This window comes from Lacrimispora struthionigena, from assembly GCF_048627165.1.
GTDB lineage: Bacteria > Bacillota > Clostridia > Lachnospirales > Lachnospiraceae > Lacrimispora.
The window spans coordinates 297,647-318,243 of sequence record NZ_JBMBWP010000001.1; the positions used below are offsets into that span (position 1 = coordinate 297,647).

General features: G+C 43.2%; 14 protein-coding genes. 9 read left to right on the forward strand and 5 right to left on the reverse strand.

What is annotated here, in order from left to right:
- Positions 1-125: 125 nt before the first annotated feature.
- The 9 genes from ACOAOT_RS01395 to ACOAOT_RS01435 all read left to right on the forward strand — a co-directional run bounded on the left by ACOAOT_RS01395 (position 126) and on the right by ACOAOT_RS01435 (position 14,456).
- Positions 126-1,724, forward strand: coding sequence for an extracellular solute-binding protein (locus ACOAOT_RS01395; RefSeq protein ID WP_420215308.1), 1,599 nt, complete (start codon positions 126-128; stop codon positions 1,722-1,724).
- Positions 1,725-1,742: 18 nt separating this feature from the next.
- Positions 1,743-2,702, forward strand: a complete 960-nt coding sequence (locus ACOAOT_RS01400) for an ABC transporter permease (protein ID WP_420215309.1) — start codon at positions 1,743-1,745, stop codon at positions 2,700-2,702.
- A gap of 10 nt (positions 2,703-2,712) precedes the next feature.
- Positions 2,713-3,549 (forward strand): carbohydrate ABC transporter permease, encoded by an 837-nt coding sequence (locus ACOAOT_RS01405; protein ID WP_420215311.1) that lies wholly within the window; start codon positions 2,713-2,715, stop codon positions 3,547-3,549.
- A 72-nt stretch (positions 3,550-3,621) separates the two neighbouring features.
- A complete protein-coding gene (locus tag ACOAOT_RS01410) occupies positions 3,622-5,160 on the forward strand; it encodes a glycoside hydrolase family 43 protein (RefSeq protein ID WP_420215312.1) in 1,539 nt (512 codons plus the stop codon).
- Positions 5,111-6,886, forward strand: a complete 1,776-nt coding sequence (locus ACOAOT_RS01415) for a family 43 glycosylhydrolase (protein ID WP_420215313.1) — start codon at positions 5,111-5,113, stop codon at positions 6,884-6,886. The genes ACOAOT_RS01410 and ACOAOT_RS01415 overlap by 50 nt, the downstream gene beginning before the upstream one ends.
- A complete protein-coding gene (locus tag ACOAOT_RS01420) occupies positions 6,876-7,523 on the forward strand; it encodes a rhamnogalacturonan acetylesterase (protein WP_420215314.1) in 648 nt (215 codons plus the stop codon). The genes ACOAOT_RS01415 and ACOAOT_RS01420 overlap by 11 nt, the downstream gene beginning before the upstream one ends.
- Positions 7,524-7,533: 10 nt before the next feature.
- Positions 7,534-9,321: an ABC transporter ATP-binding protein gene (locus ACOAOT_RS01425; RefSeq protein WP_420215315.1), complete on the forward strand. Its 1,788-nt coding sequence runs from the start codon at positions 7,534-7,536 to the stop codon at positions 9,319-9,321.
- Positions 9,322-9,461: 140 nt separating this feature from the next.
- Positions 9,462-12,320, forward strand: a complete 2,859-nt coding sequence (locus ACOAOT_RS01430; RefSeq protein WP_420215316.1) for a penicillin-binding transpeptidase domain-containing protein — start codon at positions 9,462-9,464, stop codon at positions 12,318-12,320.
- Positions 12,321-12,332: 12 nt separating this feature from the next.
- A complete protein-coding gene (locus ACOAOT_RS01435) occupies positions 12,333-14,456 on the forward strand; it encodes a penicillin-binding transpeptidase domain-containing protein (RefSeq protein ID WP_420215317.1) in 2,124 nt (707 codons plus the stop codon).
- 53 nt (positions 14,457-14,509) lie between these two features.
- Here the strand turns inward: ACOAOT_RS01435 and ACOAOT_RS01440 are convergent, their stop codons facing one another.
- The 5 genes from ACOAOT_RS01440 to ACOAOT_RS01460 all read right to left on the reverse strand — a co-directional run bounded on the left by ACOAOT_RS01440 (position 14,510) and on the right by ACOAOT_RS01460 (position 20,391).
- Positions 14,510-16,288, reverse strand: coding sequence for a BlaR1 family beta-lactam sensor/signal transducer (locus tag ACOAOT_RS01440; RefSeq protein ID WP_420215318.1), 1,779 nt, complete (start codon positions 16,286-16,288; stop codon positions 14,510-14,512).
- Between the two features lies 1 nt (position 16,289).
- Positions 16,290-16,673, reverse strand: coding sequence for a BlaI/MecI/CopY family transcriptional regulator (locus ACOAOT_RS01445; RefSeq protein ID WP_420215319.1), 384 nt, complete (start codon positions 16,671-16,673; stop codon positions 16,290-16,292).
- Positions 16,674-16,752: 79 nt separating this feature from the next.
- The gene (locus ACOAOT_RS01450; protein ID WP_420215320.1) at positions 16,753-17,463 is read right to left on the reverse strand and encodes a hypothetical protein; all 711 of its coding nucleotides are present in this window, start codon (positions 17,461-17,463) and stop codon (positions 16,753-16,755) included.
- Positions 17,447-18,988 carry a DUF1538 domain-containing protein gene (locus tag ACOAOT_RS01455; protein WP_420215321.1) on the reverse strand — a complete coding sequence of 514 codons (1,542 nt, stop codon included), beginning with the start codon at positions 18,986-18,988 and terminating at the stop codon, positions 17,447-17,449. The genes ACOAOT_RS01450 and ACOAOT_RS01455 overlap by 17 nt, the downstream gene beginning before the upstream one ends.
- A 161-nt stretch (positions 18,989-19,149) precedes the next feature.
- Positions 19,150-20,391 carry a cation:proton antiporter gene (locus ACOAOT_RS01460; protein WP_420215322.1) on the reverse strand — a complete coding sequence of 414 codons (1,242 nt, stop codon included), beginning with the start codon at positions 20,389-20,391 and terminating at the stop codon, positions 19,150-19,152.
- Positions 20,392-20,597 lie beyond the last annotated feature (206 nt).

Consider the following 20,597-nt stretch of genomic DNA (forward strand, 5'->3'; position numbering starts at 1 on the left):
TAGCTAAAAATGAACAACGATAGTAAATAATGCGCGTTGATATTGTGTGTACGGGATGCTATGATGGCAATGCAAAAAAGGTGCGCACCACCAATGACAAAATCAATAATATTGGGAGGTTCTTAATGAGAGTTAAAAAAATGCTTGCAGCTGGTATGGCGGTTACCATGGCTGCGTCTGTGGCTTTAAGTGGTTGTTCTTCTTCTGCCAAAACTGGTGTGGATGCAACAAGTGCAGGTGCAAATACGGAAAGTGGCTCTTCAACAGGGGAGAGCAAAGCTGGGAATGAGATCAAGAAGCCAGATAAAATCACGATTATGGTAAATTCAACTGTAACAACAAAGGCAAATAACAGAGATGCTTTTGAAAAAAGGTGGGAAGAGCTTACCGGTATTGATCTGGAAATTATTCAGCCTGATCATGATGCTTATTTTGATGTTTTAGGACAAAGTTTTGCTTCCGGACCGGAAAACTGGCCTGACGTGATTATTCTAAATGGAAGTTATTACACCGGTTATGCAGAGGAAGGTGCTCTGTGGGATATGACAGAAGCATGGGAGAATTCAGAGCTGAAGGCTTCGGGACGCGTAACAGGGGAAGATGTTATTGAAGCAACCAAGATTGATGGTAAACTTTATGGATTTCCTGATGCAAGAAGAGGTGGCTGCCTTACTTACGTAAAGAAAAAATGGCTTGATAACTGTGGATTAGAGGCGCCCACTACTTATGAAGAATATTTAAATATGTTAAAAGCATTTACGGAAGGTGACCCGGATGGGAATGGAATCAATGGGGATACATATGGCGTTTCAGCAGCAGGACTGATGGGGGCTAAAGGAGGAGATCCCTCTTCCAATTATCTTCCTGAGTTTTATCAGGATGCGCAGCCAAACTTTGTAAAAGGTGAGGATGGTGTCTGGTATGATGGCTTTACAAAAGAAAACTTCAGGGGTGCTTTGGAGCGTCTGAGAGATGCCTATTCAAAAGGATATATTGATAAGGAAACTTTGACCAATGGTACAAAAGACTGCCGCAATAAATTCTACGAAGATAAGTTTGGTGTATTTACGTATTGGGCAGGTACCTGGGCTTCCAACTTAAAGAACAATCTGGAAGCAAATGGAAAAGACGGAGAGTTGATTCCTTTAAAACCAATTAAAGAGGTTGGTACTTACGAAGAAGGAACAGCTCCTGTATGGGCAATTACTTCTGCCTGTGAAAATCCAGAAGGGGTCTTTAAGTATTTTATAGAGTCTATGCTTGATGGCGGTGATATGCAGATGCTTTGGAGCTACGGCGTAGAAGACGTTCACTGGTCTACAAAAGCTGAAACAGTTCTTGATAAGACCTATGCAGCTGGAGAATTCCATACACGGGAAAGCCTGGAACAGCCGGGAACACAGTATACAAAGCAGCATCTGGATCCCACATTAGCCATTGCTACATGGGAAAATGATCCTGGAAAAGATACCGTTAAAGAAGAAGCAAAAGTATCTCAGAAGATATTTAATGAAAATTGCCATCAGGCAAACATTATTCCTTCGACCGAAGTAATGGCAACTTATAATGGTGATTTGACTACATTAAAAAACTCTATCGTTGCAGATGTCGTAGTACAGGGACTTTCTATTGATGCTGCATATGAAAGATTTGAAAAAGAGGGTGGAGCTGAGTGGTCTAAATTGATCGTAGATTCTTTAAATGAATTGGGATCTTCAAAATAGGTTTAGGAAGGTTAACGTATGAATACAAAAAAGAAAGGGCCTGCAGCGAAAGCTGCAGGCAGCAACAAGCGGCCGCTGCTGGTTTCGCTTCGGTATTACAAAGGCTTTTATCTGATGTTTCTGCCAGTACTGGCTTTTGCAATCGTGTTTAACTATCTTCCTATGTTTGGTATCAGATATGCCTTTTATTCTTATAAGGGAATCAAGGAGCCTGTATTCGTAGGACTTGCCCATTTTGAGAAGATGATGAAAATGTCAGGGTTCTGGAATGCCTTTGGCAATACCATAACATTAAGTGTTGTTAAGCTTCTTTTAAATACATTTACGGCAGTTGCACTTTCTCTTATGCTCAATGAGATGAAAAGCGCAACTTTTAAGAAGATCACTCAGACGATTGTGTATCTTCCCCATTTTATGTCATGGGTGGTTACAGCTTCCGTCTTTACATTAATACTTTCTCCTACCAGTGCAGGTCTGGTAAACTCCATACTGATAAAACTGGGGATTTTAAAAGAGGGAATTTATTTCCTGGCAGATAAATCATGGTGGCGTACCATGTTTTATGGCATTAACGTCTGGAAGGATACAGGCTGGGGAACGATTATTTTTATAGCAACCCTGTCCGGAATTAATCCGGAACTTTATGAAGCGGCAGCCATGGATGGGGCAGGCCGGTGGAATAAATTGCGTTTTATTACAATGCCGGCTCTTAACAATACCATTATCACAGTGTTGATTTTAAATCTGGCAAAGGTCATGAACTTATTTGAGTCTGTATTCGTTATGCAAAACGATGCCGTAATCCAGGTATCAGATGTACTTCATACATACATTTATACGCAGACATTCAATTCCGGTGCACTTCCTGATTATGGATATACCACCGCAGTAGGGCTGACTGCTTCACTTGTAGGTTGCTTATTTGTGCTGGTCTGCAACAAGGCCAGCCACAAAGTAAGAGGAAGAGGAATTGTGTAGGAGGGACAACATGAAAAAGAAAGCAACAGCATTTGATTATGGGCTAATGATAATATTTGTGCTAATAAGCCTGATCATGATTATCCCTATTTATAAAGTATTAATCGATTCGCTTGATTTAAAAACAGCGTATGGTATGAAATTATTTCCGGAACAGTTCGGTTTTGCAGGATATATATCCGTATTTACCAATCCGACTCTGTACAGACCGTTTCTGGTGTCCTGCTTTACTACAATCGTAGGAACTTTTACAGGTCTTACAATTGCAACACTTGGGGCATATGTACTGATTCAATGGAAAATGCCGGGACGGACATTTTTTGCAAATATGCTGCTGTTTACCATGATTTTCAGCGGTGGTATGATTCCCACGTATCTGGTTATGAAAGCAATTCATATCACCAATACATTGCTGGTGGTTATTCTTATGCCGGCTATTAATGTTTATAATATCGTATTAATGAGAAACTTTTTTGAAGGAATTCCTACCAGCTTATTTGAATCAGCAGAAATTGACGGCTGCTCTCCAATGGGAGTATTTCTTAAAATCGTTCTCCCGTTATCAAAGGCGGCGCTGACAGCCATTGGTCTGATGTACGCAGTTTCTTACTGGAATGACTATACACACTATAAGCTTTATATCACAAATGATAATTTATATAATTTTCAAATGAAGCTAAGATCTGTTATAATGGGAAGTGATTTGCCCCAGGCAATCGGCGGTGCTACTGAAAACACAGTAAAAAACGCAGCAGTTATTGTAGCAATCCTCCCCTTCATGATCATATATCCATTCTGCCAGAAGTATTTTATTCAGGGTGTTAATATTGGTGCCGTAAAGGAGTAACGATCAGGCAGAAAGAGGGGCAGAATTTCTGCTCCTTTTTTCACATGAACTATATTATGGGAGGCAATTACGATGTCCATGTATCAGAATCCGGTTTTGTATGCCGATTATTCAGATCCCGATGTAATTCGGGTGGGGGAAGACTATTATATGGTGGCTTCTTCTTTTACATATCTTCCAGGTGTACCTCTTCTCCATTCCAGAGATCTGGTTCACTGGGAAATCATCAATCACTGTGTGGATTCACTGCCCTTTGAAAAATACGATTTTCCTTCTCACGGATCAGGAACCTGGGCGCCTTCCATCCGTTTTCATGAGGATACCTTTTATGTATTCATTCCCCTTCCTGATGAAGGGATTTTTGTAGCCACATCAAAGGATCCATATGGAAAATTTAAACTTCACTGCCTCCATGAAGCGAAAGGTTGGATTGATCCTTGTCCTTTTTGGGATATGGATGGAAAAGCGTATATGGTATTTGCCTATGCCAACAGCCGGTGCGGGATCAAGCACAGACTGGATCTGGTAGAAATCGACCCTCTATGCAGAAATATTATTGGAGAGCCGGTTACCATATTTGACGGGGAACAGATTGCTCCCACTACAGAAGGACCCAAGATGTATTATGACCAGGGATATTATTATATTCTAATGCCGTCAGGAGGAGTTTCAACAGGCTGGCAGTCTGTATTGAGAGCGAGATCTGCAAAGGGGCCATATGAATACAAGATTGTGATGCATCAGGGAAATACATCCGTAAACGGGCCTCATCAGGGCGGCTGGGTCATAGCACCTGACGGCAGGCACTGGTTTATTCATTTCCAGGATGTCAATGAGCTTGGAAGAATTGTGCATCTGCAACCCATGTGCTTTCATAATGGCTGGCCTTTTATCGGAACAGATCAAAATGGAGACGGAATTGGAGAACCGGTTAAGGAGTGGAAGGTTCCCACAGAAGGGCAGCCAGAATACAGGATCGCCCAGTCAGATGAGTTTAATGGGAAAAGCATTGGCCTTCAGTGGCAGTGGCAGGCAAATCCCCAAAAGTCCTATTATTCTCTGGCAGGGCATAATGGTATCCGTCTGTTTTGTATGAAAAACAATACCAGAGAAAATTTACTTTGGTATGCACCCAATGCCATGACTCAGATCCCCCAGCAAAGGACTTTCACCGCTGTCACAAAGGTACGCCTTAACTGGGAAGAAGAGGGAGATATGTCCTCCATTGGAATGATTGGACATTCCTATGCCTATCTGGCTCTGGAGCGGACCATTGATGGCAACAGCCTTATGCTGTACAAAGGAACCGTAACAAAAAAGGAACTGCTTGGAGAAGCCCGGGAAATTCTTGAAACTTCCTGTCCTTATGAGAATGATACGGTGTATCTGCGTATGGAGTTACTTGCTGATAAAACATACCGTTTTTCCTGGTCACCGGATGGAGCCAGCTATACCTCCATCGGCAATCCGCAGCCCCTATGCCGGGCGACTTGGACAGGTGCAAAGCTTTGTCTGTGGAGTGCTAACAAAAACAATGTAAAATCAGAAGGGTATGGGGAATATGAATTTATACACATCAAAGACGGAAAGGGCAGCAAAGAGAGCTTTTGAGGCAGCAGAACGTGGAGCGTATGAGGCGGTTGTCCACCTGATTGATCACAGTTTTAATATAGAGGACTGTGATGAGAATGGGAACAGCCTTCTCCACTATGCAGTGAAAGGGAAAAACCAAAAACTGGTGGAGTATCTGGTGGAGCGCTGCAACATGGATCCCACATGGGCAAATCAGTCCATGTGTACGCCTTATGATCTGGCGGCAGGGTCACCCCTGGAAGAGTATTTTAAAAGTAAATGCGGTTTTTCCCTGGAGGAATCTTACCGCAATCCTGTTTTAAGGGGTATGCACCCGGATCCCAGTATTGTACGTGTGGGTGAAAATTATTATATGGTACATTCCAGTTTCCTGTTTTTCCCATGCATTCCAATCTCTCATTCCAGGGATTTAATTCACTGGAAAACAATCGGTTATGCGGTTACAGATGAAATATGGGCAAAAGAATATCTGGGAGATCTGGAAGGAGGAAGGGGATTCTGGGCGCCTGATATCAGCTTTTCCAATGGAAGATTTTATATCTGCGCAACTCTGCGTAATAATGACGATGCGCCTTATATTCAGACACAGATGATCACCAGTTCCATTCATCCCGAAGGTCCTTATGAGACTCCGGTCATTCATAATCTCTTAGGGATTGATCCCTCCCTTTTCACTGATGAGGATGGAAAACGGTATATGCTGATTAACCGGGGAGCAAGAATCATGGAGATTTCCCAGGATGGAAAACAACTGCTGTCCCAACCGGAACTGATCTGGTACGGGCATTCCGGTCATGCGCCGGAGGGACCTCATCTCATAAAAAAGGATGGGTATTATTATTGTTTTCTGGCAGAAGGCGGAACTGGAAAAGGACATATGATTACCGTTGCAAGATCAACACGATTATATGGGCCCTATGAAAACTGTCCTTACAATCCAATCATGCATCAATGGGATGAAATGGGTGCCATTCAGTGCTGTGGTCATGGAAAACCGGTTGAGACACCAGACGGCAGATGGTTTATGGTATATTTATCTTCCCGTTTTATCAATGGGACATGGGGGATGCTGGGCAGAGAAACCTGCCTTGACGAAATCATCTGGACGGCTGATGGGTGGCCTGTAATAAATAAAAGAAAAGGTCCTTCTTATCTGGATCGAGTTCCGTTTCCCAAGACATATGAAAAGTCAGCGCCAGTCAATACAAAGGAGGCCTGGCTGTCCCCAAGGACAAGAGACAGAAAACGTGTCTGGACTGGGGAAGACGGAACGCTGTGGATCAGAGGAGACGGATTTGATTTATGCAGCAGAATATGCAACAGCATGCTACTTAAATTCCAGCCGGATTTTAGCTTCGCAGCAGAGTTTGAGATGTGGATACCAGAGGAAGAGCAGGAGGAATTTACCTCTGATGCAGGTGTGACCTTGTACTATGATGAAAACACCTACATAAAATTTGGTGTAACAAAGAATCAGATATTTGTAACGGAATATGTGGACAACGCTTATGTAAGGACAGAAAAGAACGATTATTCTTTTGAAGGGCGTGTTTTATTCCGGGTTGAGACAGATGGTCTTAACAGAACGTTTCTATTAAATAATAAAATTCTGTGGCGGTGGACTGATGTGACTTCTATCTGTTCGGAAGGTCTGACAAAAGGAAAACGTTTTACAGGAGCAGCTTATGGAGTGTACGTAAATGGCAGCAATCTTTTATGCTGGAGACAGCACAGTGAAATTTAATAAAGCTTCCACATATCCCCAGACGGGGATATCCCAGGCAATGCTTCTTTATCTGGCAGATGGTGTGGAGATGAAAAGCTATGCACAGAATGGGAGAAGTACCAAATCATTTCTGGAAGAAGGCCTGCTGGCCTTGATGGAAAAAGAAATGAAAGAGGGAGACTTTCTCTTTATACAGTTTGGTCACAACGATGAAAAGGATGATCCTGGCCGCCATACTGACCCGGATACCACATTTAAAGAGAATCTCATGATATTTATTCAGGCAGCCAGAGAAAATGGAGCTTACCCAGTACTCATTACCCCCATCGCCAGAAGGCATTTTAATGACCAGGGTAAATTTCTTCCTGGCAGCCACGGAGCCTATCCGGAGGCGGTGAGGCAGACCGGAAAAGAAGCCTGCGTTCCGGTTATTGACTTAACCGCTATCACAGAGGCCTATCTTAACGCAGTGGGAGATTTAGCCTCTAAAGCATATTTTATGTGGCCTGGGGATAATACCCATTTAAAACCAGAGGGGGCTGTCATCATGGCAGGGTTTATTTCCGAAGAATTGAGTAAGCTTGGATCACCTTATGCAGATCTGTTAGACAGCAAACATGTGGTAATAGAGAATCAGGGGCTTGATGTCTCCTAGGGAGAAGACGATGGATCAATATGAGAAAATGGAACACCGGTTTATCGACTGCTATAGGACGTACAGGAATCATTCGGTTATGGTGCTGCTTGGATTTTATAAAGGGCAGTACCATAAGTTTCTTCTGTCCACTTTCTTTTTTGTAATCAAACATGCGCCCAGTCTCTTTGCTGCCCTTCTGACTGCCAATGTAATTAACGGAGCCATAGCAGGAGGAGAAGAGGGAAAGCGTCAGATCATCTTAAATGTCGCAGTCTGGATTGGACTTTTAGCAGTGCATCTTCCTGCAAACTGGCTTCACAACAAGTACAAAAATCAGGTTATACGAAAAACTGAGGCTGGTTTAAGAGGCGCACTGGTCCGGAAACTCCAGGAATTGTCCATTCCATACCACACGCAGATACAATCAGGCAGGCTTCAGTCCAAGATCATACGTGATGTGGAGGCAGTGGAGACATTGTCCTCCCAGCTTTTTGTTAATCTCATGAATATTCTGATGAATCTGGTCATCACTCTGGGAATTACAGCCGTGAAAAACAGATCAGTGCTCCTGTTTTTTCTTCTGGTGGCTCCAGTGACTGCTGTAACAGTTGTCGCGTTTCGCAAACGGATTCACAGTGAGAACCGGGCTTTTCGACGTGAGATGGAGGAAACCAGCGCCCGTGTGATGGAGATGGTGGAGCTGGTTCCTGTTACAAGAGCCCATGCCCTTGAAAAACAAGAGGTGGATAAGATCAAGGAACAGCTGGAAGAAACGGCAGACAAGGGATACCGGCTGGATATGGTGCAGGCACATTTTGGGGCTGTAAGCTGGTGTGTATTCCAGGTATTTCAGGCATTGTGTCTGGGGTTCTCCGGATATATGGCATGGAAAGGCTCCATAAAGATCGGCGATGTAACCTTTTACCAGGCAAGCTTTACCACAGTAGTCAACCAGTTTACCGGGCTTATTAATCTGCTTCCCATACTGACAAAGGGACTGGAATCTGTTTCTTCCATCGGCGAGGTATTAATTTCCGACGATGTGGAGCATAATGAAGGAAAGAGGGAACTAAACCAGTTAAAGGGCAGATTTACCTTTCAGAATGTTGCATTTTCCTACAAAGACTCCAATCAACCGGTTTTGTCGGGAATTGATTTAGATGTGAAGGAAGGGGAGACCATCGCTTTGGTGGGAGAGTCCGGTTCAGGAAAAACCACCATACTAAATCTGCTAATTGGTTTTATAACACCAGGCGGTGGCAGGCTATCCATTGACGGAACAGATATCAGTGAAATTAATTTAAGAAGCTACCGGAGATTTATCTCAGTGGTACCCCAGACCCCCATTCTCTTTACAGGTACGGTAAGGGAAAATATCACTTATGGTCTTACCAATGTATCGGACGAAGAGGTGAATCATGCAGTGGAAGCGGCAAATCTAAAATCAGTGATTGCCAGGCTGCCCAATGGTCTTAATACCATGATTGGAGAACATGGAGCCAATTTAAGCGGAGGTCAGAGACAGAGAATTTCCATAGCCAGGGCGATTATCAGAGATCCACGGGTAATTATACTGGATGAAGCGACCTCGGCTCTTGATACCATATCAGAAAAGGAGATTCAGGATGCGCTTAACGAGCTGATTAAAGGAAGAACCACATTTATTGTTGCACACAGGCTTTCCACAGTAAGAGGAGCAGACCGGATCGTGGTTTTAGACCAGGGGAAAATAAGGGAAGAAGGAAGCTACCAGACGTTAATGGATTTAAAAGGGGAATTCTATGAAATGGAGCGGCTTCAGATGGCATTGCGATGAAAAAACGGTTTACATCTGAATCGATCCGGTGTATAATCAAATCTTACATACGTAGTAATTTATCTGTATACAGGGAGGGTATAAAGTGTCCCTGTTCCTTTCATATTATAAATATTACAAGCGTAAGAATAAGGAGAATTATGCGCCGCAATCATCTATTTAAGAATAAAAGCTTACCTGATATTTCATTTCAGATTCCCAGATTGCTGATATTGGGATTATTTTTTGGATTTTTATTATCATCACTGCTGGTAAGGTTATATCACCTGCAGATTATGGAGGGGGCTGCCAGCCAGGAGGAGTTCATCAGCTCCATTATGAAAACCCAGAGGCTTCCCGGGAACAGAGGGAACATCTATGACAGGAACGGAACGCTTCTGGCATCAAACCGTCTATCCTATAATATCACTCTGGAAGATTCGGGAAATTATAAGAATCAGAAGGAGAAACAGAAAACATTAAACGGAATCGCCTATCAGCTGATTGGTCTTGTGGGAGATGAAGATAAGTTAAATGTCAGTCTTCCCATTGTGGTAAACGAAGAAGGAAATTATCAATATTCGGTGGACGGCTGGAAGCTGAGCCGCTTTAAGGCTGACTTTTATGGTAAGAGTCAGGTCACGGATCTGACGGAAGAGCAGTCACAAAAGACCGCCGATGAACTGATGCAGGATCTTTGCGGCAAGAAGAAGTTTATGATTGATTCTTCCTATCCGGAAGAGGAGCAGAAATTGTACAGGCTTCCTGCGTCCTTAACGCCCAAAGAGATCTTACAGATCGCCAACATTCGTTATGGTCTGTCCTTAAATTCATACCGGAAATACCTGCCGTATCTGGTGGCCTCCGATGTATCTGACAAAGCCATGGTGGGTGTAATGGAACAAAAGCACGATCTTCAGGGAGCTGATGTGGAAAACAGCAGCATCCGGGTGTACTATGGCGGAGAAAGCATGTCCTCTATTTTAGGATATACTGGTGGCATATCAGCCGATGAGCTGGCTGCAGTTGGGGACAATAACAGTATTTATTCCAATCAGTCCGTAATCGGCAAAAGTGGAATTGAAAAATCCATGGAAGAATGGCTGAGAGGACAGGATGGAACTCAGGAATTTTATACCGACGTGGTGGGAAATCCAAAGACAGAACCAGTTATTACCAACAGCCCCGGAACTGGCAAAGATGTTTACTTAACGGTGGATAAAGGTCTGCAGGATGCGGTATATCAGATGCTGAAACAGCAGATAGCCGGAATTCTTCTGGCCAATATGGTGGAAACCAGAAGGGCAGAAATGCCAAAAGCAGCCGATGCTTCCCAGATCCGGATTGCTTCTGACGAAGTCTACTATGCGTTGATCCAGAATCATGTCATCGATACGGAGCGGTTAAAGGATGAGAATGCATCGGATCTGGAAAAAAAGGTCTATGGAGATTTTAAACAGAAAAAAGAAGCGGTGATTGGCCAGCTTTCAGCTGCCTTCGACGCATCAGGAGCCTCTTACCAGGCACTTGGTCCCCAGATGCAGGGATACTTGGATTTTCTGGTCAGCCAGGCCCGTAAAGATCAGTTCCTGCTAAATGGAAGCGGCACATGGGACTGGAAAGAAAAAAGCTTAAGGCAATATCTGACTGAATCCATTGCTGCAGGTCATATGGACTTAAGCCACCTGGAAAACAATGAAAAGTATACGGAGATCCAGGATGCAGAGCGCCTGGCGGAAGAAAAGATGTTACAGGATATCACCGATAACCGTGATTTTGAGCAGAAGATTTATCAGGCCATGATCGGGGAAGGGTCCCTTAGCGGCAGAGAGACAGAGCAGCTTCTGTATGAACAGGGAGTTTTGTCAAAGGATGATCCGGACTATCCTCTTCTTATGAATGGTCAGTTAAGTCCTTATCAGTTTATCCGTAAGAAAATCACCAATCTGGAGATTACACCGGCTCAGCTGGCGTTAAATCCATGTTCCGGATCTGCTGTTGTGGTCAATCCCCAGAACGGTGAGGTAATAGCCTGTGTCAGCTATCCGGGTTATGACAATAACCGGCTGGCGAACCAGATGGACACCTCCTATTACCAGCAGCTGGAACAGGATTTATCCCTGCCTCTGTTCAACCGTGCCACCAGTCAGTTAACGGCACCCGGATCTACCTTTAAACCGGTTACGGTTATTGCCGGATTAACGGAAGGCGTGATTCAGACGGATACCAGTGTTTTGTGTACTGGTGCATTTGACAAGGTGGAACCGCCTCTGCGATGCTGGAAACGTTCCGGTCACGGTGTAATCTCTTCCAGTGCCGATGCACTTAAAAACTCCTGTAACGTATATCTGTCAGAAATCACTTACAGGCTGGGAACAGGAGCAGATGGAAGCTTTTCAGAGGATAAGGGACTTGGCACCTTAGTTAAATATGCCCAGCTTCTGGATCTGGATAAGAATACAGGAATTGAGATCGGAGAGGCAAAACCTCATGTAACAGATCAGTATGCCATTCCATCCTCCATCGGTCAGGGAACTCATAACTACACCACATCCCAGATAGCCCGTTATACAGCGACTCTGGCGAACCATGGTCAAAGTTATCAGCTGTCTATGATTGGCAAGATTACTGATGGAGACGGCGCAGTGGTAAAATCCTTTACTCCTGCCTTAAACAGTACAGTCAGCTTACCGGAATTTGTATGGAATGATGTGGCAAAAGGTATGAACGAACTGGTAAAATCCAATGCAAACTTAAAAGATTTAAAAATTGATGCTGCTGGAAAAACCGGTACAGCCGAGGAATCTAAAACAAAACCAAACCATGGTCTCTTTATTGGATATGCACCCCTTGTGAATCCGCAGATCGCCATAACAGTCAGGATCGCAAACGGATACAGCTCCGGTAATGTGGTAGGCGTAGGAAAAAATATATTTAATTATTATTTCCATCTGGAAGATACCGAAAAGATTTTAACTGGTACCGCTTCCGGTGTATCCAATAACCTTCGTACGGATTAAAGGAGAAATGGAATGAGACGGGGAATGAAACGGGGATTGAGACGATTTGTGTTTTCTGTTGTTTGCACGTTATTAATACTGATGATTGGTGTGGCCGGAGGAATTTTATTTCTCCGGCTTGAAAGTAAGAAGAACCAGTTAAAAAAGCCGGATGTGCTTTTTTCTGACTATGTGTCAAACTTACAAAAGGCGGATTATGAATCCATGTATGGCATGCTTGATGGGCAGAGCCAGTTAAATATCAGCCAGGAAGATTTTATTGCCAGAAATAAGAATATTTATGAGGGAATTGAAGCGGAAAATATAAAAGCGGATATCACCGGCGTTGACTTAAAAGATGAGGAAGCAGTAGTCACTTATCAGATGAGTTTAACCAGTCTGGCAGGAGAGATCAGTTTTTCCAATCAGGCAGTATTTAAAAAAGAAAAGAAAACCGGCTATAAACTGGAATGGAATGACACCATGATTTTTCCAGAGCTTGATAAAACTGATAAAGTCAGAGTTTCAACAGATGAGGCACAAAGAGGGTCTATTTTTGACAGGAACGGTCTTGTGCTGGCAGGAAAGGGAACTGCTTCCTCTGTCGGTCTTGTTCCGGGGAAAATGAGTGAGAATTCCGGTCCGGATGTGGAAAAACTGGGAGAACTTCTATCCATGTCTCCGGAGAGTATACAAAAAAAGCTGTCTGCAGGCTGGGTAAAGGAAGATTCCTTTGTTCCCTTAAAAACCGTGAAAAAGGTAGATGATTTTCAGCTACACTCAGATCAGGTCAGTGAAGAAGATCAGAAAAACAAAGAGCTTCAGGATCAGCTTCTTACAATTCCCGGAGTGTTAATTACAGACACTTCCGTGCGTTCCTATCCCCTTGGGGTAAAGGGCGCCCATCTCATTGGATACGTCCAGAATGTGACCAGTGAGGACTTGGAAAAACATAAGGGAGAAGATTATTTAACAGACAGCGTAATTGGTAAAAGTGGTATGGAAGGGTTGTATGAAAAGGAATTGAAGGGGACAAACGGCCATACTATTTCCATTACAGATGCAACGGGAAACAGCAAGAAAAAGCTGGCGGTAAGGCCCAGAACGGATGGTGCTGATATCACACTTACCATTGACAGTACGCTTCAGAGTGCGATCTATGATGCATTTTCAGAAGACAAAAGCTGCAGCGTAGCCATGAATCCCCAAACAGGAGAGATCCTGGCTCTTGTGAGTACGCCTTCCTATGATGACAATGATTTCATTCTGGGAATGCCGTCAGAAAAATGGGATTCCTTAAATAATGATGAGCGGAAGCCTCTTTATAACCGCTTCCGTCAGAAGTTTGCTCCAGGATCTTCCTTTAAGCCCATTACGGCTGTGGTTGGACTTGAAAACGGTGCCATCGATCCCAATGAGGATTATGGAAGTACCGGGTTAAGCTGGAGAAAAGATGAGAGCTGGGGAAACTATTACATAACCACCCTTCATGACAGCAATCCCCTTAATTTAGAAAATGCTTTTATATATTCAAACAATATTTATTTTGCTAAAGCTGCATTAAAGATTGGCTATGATGATTTTATGTCAGGGCTTAACAAGCTGGGATTTAACCAGGACCTTCCTTTTGAGATTTCCGTTGCCAAGTCCCAGTATTCCAATTCAGACCGGATCGAAAAGGAAGTACAGCTGGCTGACAGCGGCTATGGACAGGGGCAGATGCTTGTTAATCCCATCCATCTGGCAGCTCTTTACACCATGTTTACCAACGGGGGCAATGTGATACAGCCTGTTTTAAAAGCAGAGCCAAATGCAGCACCCAAAGTATGGCTTCAGGGAGCCTGCTCTGCAGACAATGCCAATCTGGTCCGTGAGGATTTAATTAAGGTTGTCAGCTCAGAACATGGAACCGGCCATGCCATTATGAGATCTGATCTGACCCTTGGAGGAAAGACAGGAACTGCTGAGATCAAAGCTTCCAAAGGGGATACTACCGGAACGGAGCTTGGCTGGTTTTCAGTATTTACTGCAGATCCTGATACAAAGACACCACTGCTTCTTGTCAGCATGGTGGAAGATGTGAAGAACCGGGGCGGGAGCGGGTATGTTGTGAGGAAAGATAAACTGATTCTAGATTCCTATATTCCGGTACAATAAATGAAAAAGACAGAGCCTGGGGCTGGAGAGATTCTCCCGTCTCAGGCTCTGTTTTACTGTCTGTAGATATTCTGGTTCTTTAAGATGTCCAGTGTAATTGCTGCGGCGATGCGTCCGTTGGCACATTGATCACTTTGTATGTTGGTGGAGAATACATAAGTCTCATCCTGAGACTGCGCAAAACCGATAAACCAGCCGTTGACATCTTTGCCGTTTATGTTGCCGGTTCCGGTTTTTCCGTATAATGAAACACCCTGGCTGGCAGAAATATAAAGGGAATCTTTTACGGCTTTGATATGATCCGGTTGAAACGGGAGAGTTTCCTGGCAAAGCCTGCTTAAGAGCTCCACCTGTTCCACAGGAGAAATTTTCAAGGAAGACTCCAGCCAGTAGCTGCCGATTCCTCCAGATAAATCCTGATTTCCATATTCCAGTTGCCCAATGCAGTTTTTTAAAGCGGATATGCCGCTTTTCTCATCCAGAGCTTTAAAATACCAGTTAACAGAACGGTTCATGGCAGTATTCAGGTTCTGATCCTGATTCCACGCTTCAAATGGGAAGACTGATCCGTCCCATTTGATATAAGAGGAGTCAGGCGTAATCACGCCCTGTTCCAGCGCACACAGCGCGCTGTATATCTTGTAGGTGGAGTCTGGGGAAATCCTGGTTGTGCCTGCTTTCTGATTATAAATATAATATTGATGGGAATTGACTCCGTAAAGTACAAAACTCCCTTCATAACCGTAAAAACAGGAGTCTAAATCCAGCTGTTTCATATGCTCAGGATAAAAAGGGTAATAAGAACCGCTGGATGCATGTACAGACATGACCGGTATAAAGGCCAGCAGCACCAGGCTGGTTAAGGTGAGTAAAAACCGGCTTTTTAATTGTTTCCATCTGGATTCTTTGCGGTAAGAAGCAATGCAGCGGATTCTCCTCCTGATCTCTTTTTCAGAGCCTGCGATTTGGGAGGCAAAAGAAAGTCGTCTCCCTATATTTTCTGCAAAACGAATCAGTGTTTTTCCATAATCCAGATAGCTGTTTTCTTCTAACATGGACAAAACGGACAGATCACAATAAACTTCCTGGTCCTTTCTCATCTCTCTTAGCCCGATCCAGACGACTGGATGATACCAGTACAGTGCCTGCATAAGAGCCAGAAAACGGTTAAGAAAAAGGTCTCTGTGCTTAATATGGGTCAGTTCGTGAAGAAGAATAAAGCGAATTTCTTTTTCTGTAAATTCTGAAAGCATATGGATGGGCAGTATAATTACCGGTTTAACTAAACCGGCAGCCACGGGAGAACTTAAATATGCGCTGCTATAAAGGGGAATTTTCTTTTTTATATTCATTTCACTGAGGCAGCAGTCATACAGTTCTCTGATCTGCCTGTTTTGGAGAGGAAGGCTGGCCTGTCTGATTCGTCTGATTTTAATGTCTGAAATAAGATTAAGGATTGATACAATACCAATTCCCAGTCCCCATATATAAGGCAGAAAAGCAGGTAGATGAAAGATACGGCTTCGGCTGACGGATATGGAGAAATCCTGTATAACGCTGGAAATACCGGCATCATTAGAAAAAGTGGGAGTCATTCCTTTGACAGGTGAGACACTGCCTCCAGAAAGGCTTAATAAACGAAGCCCTGCATGGATCATGGAGGAAGGGAGAAAAGGAAAGATCAGTACAAGCAACAGGTAATACCAGATTCTGTATTGGGCTTTCCAGGTAAGATGATTTTTAAATCGTTCTTTTATCAGCAGGATTATTCCGAAAGACGGAATTATCACAACGCTGTTTAACATAAGACGGATCACAAGGGAAAGAAGCATATTATGTTTCCTCCTCATGTTCCTTAAAAAGAAGCTTTTTCAACTCGTCTAAGTCCTCGTTGGATATATGATTGCTGTTCATGTAGTTTGTTACCATACCGGATATGCTGCCATTATAAAACCGGTTTAAAAAGTGGCTGTTTTCCTTCTTCAGATAGTCGTCCTCATTAATAAGAGGAGTATAAATAAATACACGGCTTTCCTTCGTATAGGTAGCAGCCCCCTTTTGAACCAGTCTCTTTAACAGGGTGTGAATCGTCTTGGGATTCCAGTCGGTTGTCTGGATCAGTTTTTCAGTTACCTCGTTGGTGTTAATTGGAGCATACCTCCAAAGTACCTTCATCACTTCATATTCTGCCTCAGAAATTTGCGGAAGGTGGCTCATACTCATTCTCCTGTTCTTACAACTGTAATACATATATTATAAGAGTTTAGAGCCACAGTGTCAAGAAAGCAGAGGCCGATTATTTCATAAGTGTGCTTAAACCAGCCACATCATTCACTGGAAGAGAGAATGCAATGGCATGTTCTCCTGTTTCTTTTAATACGGTTTCACAAATGGATTTTAATATTGCCTGTTTATCTGCTTTAGGAACCAGCATCAGAAGAATTTCTTTTTCATTTGAGACGGTCATCCCAAACAGCTTACTGGTAGAATCTCCGCCCAGTTCTCTTGCTTTTATTAGTGTGCCGCCTTTACAGCCTGCATTTCGCGCGGACTCCATAATTGGGTTTGAAAGGTCTGTATTTATGACGGATGCAATTAATTCATACGCGTTTGTATCTGACATAGGATGATCCTCCTTGTGATAATCTGTAGATATATGGTTCTCATTGCCTGTAATGCCGGAGTTTAGAAGGTTCGAAGCCGCGGCACTGATTCCTGACAGAGAAATAGTGAATACGATACCGTATCCGGGGTTATCAAGCTCCAGTTTTTTATGAAGCGCGGATAGGAGGTTTTGGGAGGCTGACTGATCAACCACTCCGATTACCAGGTCCTTTTCCGGCTCATCAAGTCCAAGGCAATCTTTAATTGCAGAACTGGCTGTTCCGTGTCCTCTGACATTAAGCAGCAGTTCCTGATTGTATTCTTTGAAAACGGAAGCAGCTTTTTCGCCTTTTCCACGGTCTACAATAACTGTAATCCAGTAAACTTTATGATTGGAAGTCATCTGCTTCATCCTTTCCTAATTCAATAAATTCCAGTTCCATATCAATTGAGGCAGCCCCTGCAAAAGAACTGGATTTTTTTGTTTTAAAATGGTAAATCACACCGATCAGCTGAATGGTGATTAAAGGTGTCATGGCCACCATGGCTACAATTCCAAAGGCATCAGTCACAATGTTACCGCCCACTGCTTCACATGCGCCCATTGCAAACGGAAGCAGGAAAGTAGCAGTCATGGGACCGGAAGCCACACCGCCGGAGTCAAATGCGATTGATGTAAAGATGGGCGGTACAACAAAGGAAAGACCCAGTGCCAGCGCATATCCGGGGATTAAAAGTGCAAGAAGGGGAAGGCCCGTTAAAATCCTTATGACAGATAATCCCAAAGATACTGACATACCTACCGATAATCCTGTCATCATGGTTTTTTCTGATATGGAACCTCCAGTTATATCCTCCACCTGTTTATTTAATACTAAAACAGCAGGTTCTGCTTTTACAATATAATAACCGATGAGCATGGCAATGGGAATCATAATCCAGTTATAGGAAAGAGAGGCCAGCTGTTTTCCAAGATAATTGCCGGCAGGCATAAATCCAACATTGACACCGGTTAAAAACAGTGTGAGTCCAATGTAGGAGTACAGTATTCCCATCAGTATTTTAATGATCTGTCTTTGTCTTAGTTTTAAGAAAAATATCTGGAAAACTACAAAAAATAAAAGAATAGGAAACAAAGCCAGAAAAACTTCCTTTGCATAAACCGGAAATTCATGTTGAAAAGCCAGCCACAGATCCTGTGAATTGGTGAAGGCAGGAATTACCGTGGGTTCATAGCTGCTGGAAGAGGAGCCATAGAGTAACCCCAGAATCATGACTGAGAGAATCGGTCCTACAGAGCAGAGGGCCACTAGACCAAAGCTGTCACTGCCTGAATTTTTACTTCTTCCAACAGAGGAAAGACCGACGCCCAGAGCCATGATGAATGGAACGGTAATGGGACCGGTTGTTACACCTCCGGAGTCAAAAGCCACAGCCAGAAAATCTTTTGGAACAAAAATTGTGGTAACAAAGAGTACTCCATAGAAGATCAGAAGAAGCTTTGATAAATTCCAACCCAGCAGAGTTCTTAAAAATGCCAGGGCGAGAAAGATTCCCACACCGGCTGCCACTGAAAGAATCAGCACCATATCAGGTACTGCAGGGGTCTGACCAGCCAGAACCTGAAGATCTGGCTCAGCAATGGTAATGATAAAACCAATGATAAAGCAGGCAAAAATAATTATAGGTAATTTTTTAGATTTTGCCAGATGGTTACCAACTTTTTCCCCGATGATCATCATGGACATGTCTACACCCAGTGTAAAAAATCCCATTCCCACAATAAGTAAGGTTGCACCTACCAGAAACAGCATCAGCGGATCAAGCGGCATGGGTGTAATGGTTATACACAAAATCAGCACAATGCATGTAACGGGCAGTACAGATGAAAGGGATTCAATAATTTTTTCCTTTAGTTTTTGATTCAAGCGAATACCTCCTGTTGTCCGTTTTTTTTGAGTCAGTGGTGCAAAGGCTGAGAACAAGTATAAATCATGCCTATGCAACTCTGACTCGATTCGATTATATTAAGTGTAACACAAAAATAGTTGCGATTGCAACTATAATTTTGTTAGAGCTTTGTTAACATTTACCTGTATTTGGAAACTTCTTCATAATTTTCACCCAGTCTGGTTTCTGTAAAGGGCACAGAAGGACCAATGCGAAAGACCGGTTTTAACACGATTGGTGTGATTATTGTGGTAATAATGACAACAAGAACCACCGGCCCCAGAAAATCACCGCTGAGAAGTCCAAGCTGTTGTCCTTTTCCTGCAACAATCAGAGCGACCTCGCCTCTGGAAATCATACCAACCCCGATCCGAATGCTCTGGTAATTTTTATAACCGCAGAGTTTAGCTCCGATTCCACAGCCAATTACTTTTGTTAGTATGGCAGTAAGGGTTAAAAGAAATGCAAAAAGAATAATTGCTGGTGTCATGGACGGGAGTTCCACCTTAAGTCCTATGCTTGCAAAAAATACCGGTGAAAGCAGAAGATAGGACAGGGTGTCAAATTTAGAAGTCAGGAACTGGGATTTCTGGGTGTTGGATATGATAACTCCGGCTATGTAGGCTCCTGTAATATCGGCCACGCCGAAAAAGTGTTCTGCGATGTAAGACATGAGAAGACAAAGACAAAAAGCAGCGATTGCATGGCGTTGTAAGCCACGTTCCGCGTCGTTGCTCCAACGGGAATATGCTTTATAGATCAGAACGCCGCCAATACCAGAAAAGACAAAGAACGCGGCAATTTTTAATAAGACAGCAAACAGATTGACATTGGGATCGGTGGTGCTGGTAATGATGGTAAGTGCAATGATACCCAACACATCATCAATAATGGCGGCTCCCAGGATAGCGTTGCCGGAATGGGTCTTTATCTTACCGATTTCTTTTAAAGTTTCAGCTGTAATGCTTACAGAAGTAGCTGTCAGAATGACTCCGATAAACATATTCTGAAGAAATAAAGAGCAGGTGGCATCGGAAGAAATCACACCAGGGCGGTTAAAGAAAGAAGCAACAGCGAAGCCGCCGAATAAAGGCACGATGACACCGATCAGTGCAATGATAAACGCTGATTTACCACTCTTTTTTAATTCTGCGGTATCTGTCTCCAGACCGGCGCAAAACATGAGGACAATCACACCGATTTCTGCCAGTTTGTCAAGGAATTCGGTTTCATGGAGTGTGCCTAGCATGGCAGGGCCAAGAATCACCCCCGCTAACAGTGCTCCTACTACCTGCGGCATGTGAAATTTACGCGTTACAAGACCTAAAACCTTAGTGCTTAAAAGAATAATTGTGAGATTTAACAAAAAGCTGTAATCCATACAAACCCCTCCTTTTAATTATATAAGATCAACAAAATTTATCTTACTCCTATTGGAACTTACTGTCAATTGTTACTAATAGTTTGTCTCTTCTTTACATACAACCGTTTTCATGATATAGTGACAAAGTAATTCACTACGAAATCCGGAGGGCAGATTTATGCCATTATCTATTTTCTCATCATATGATCCCACGTAGAAAAAAA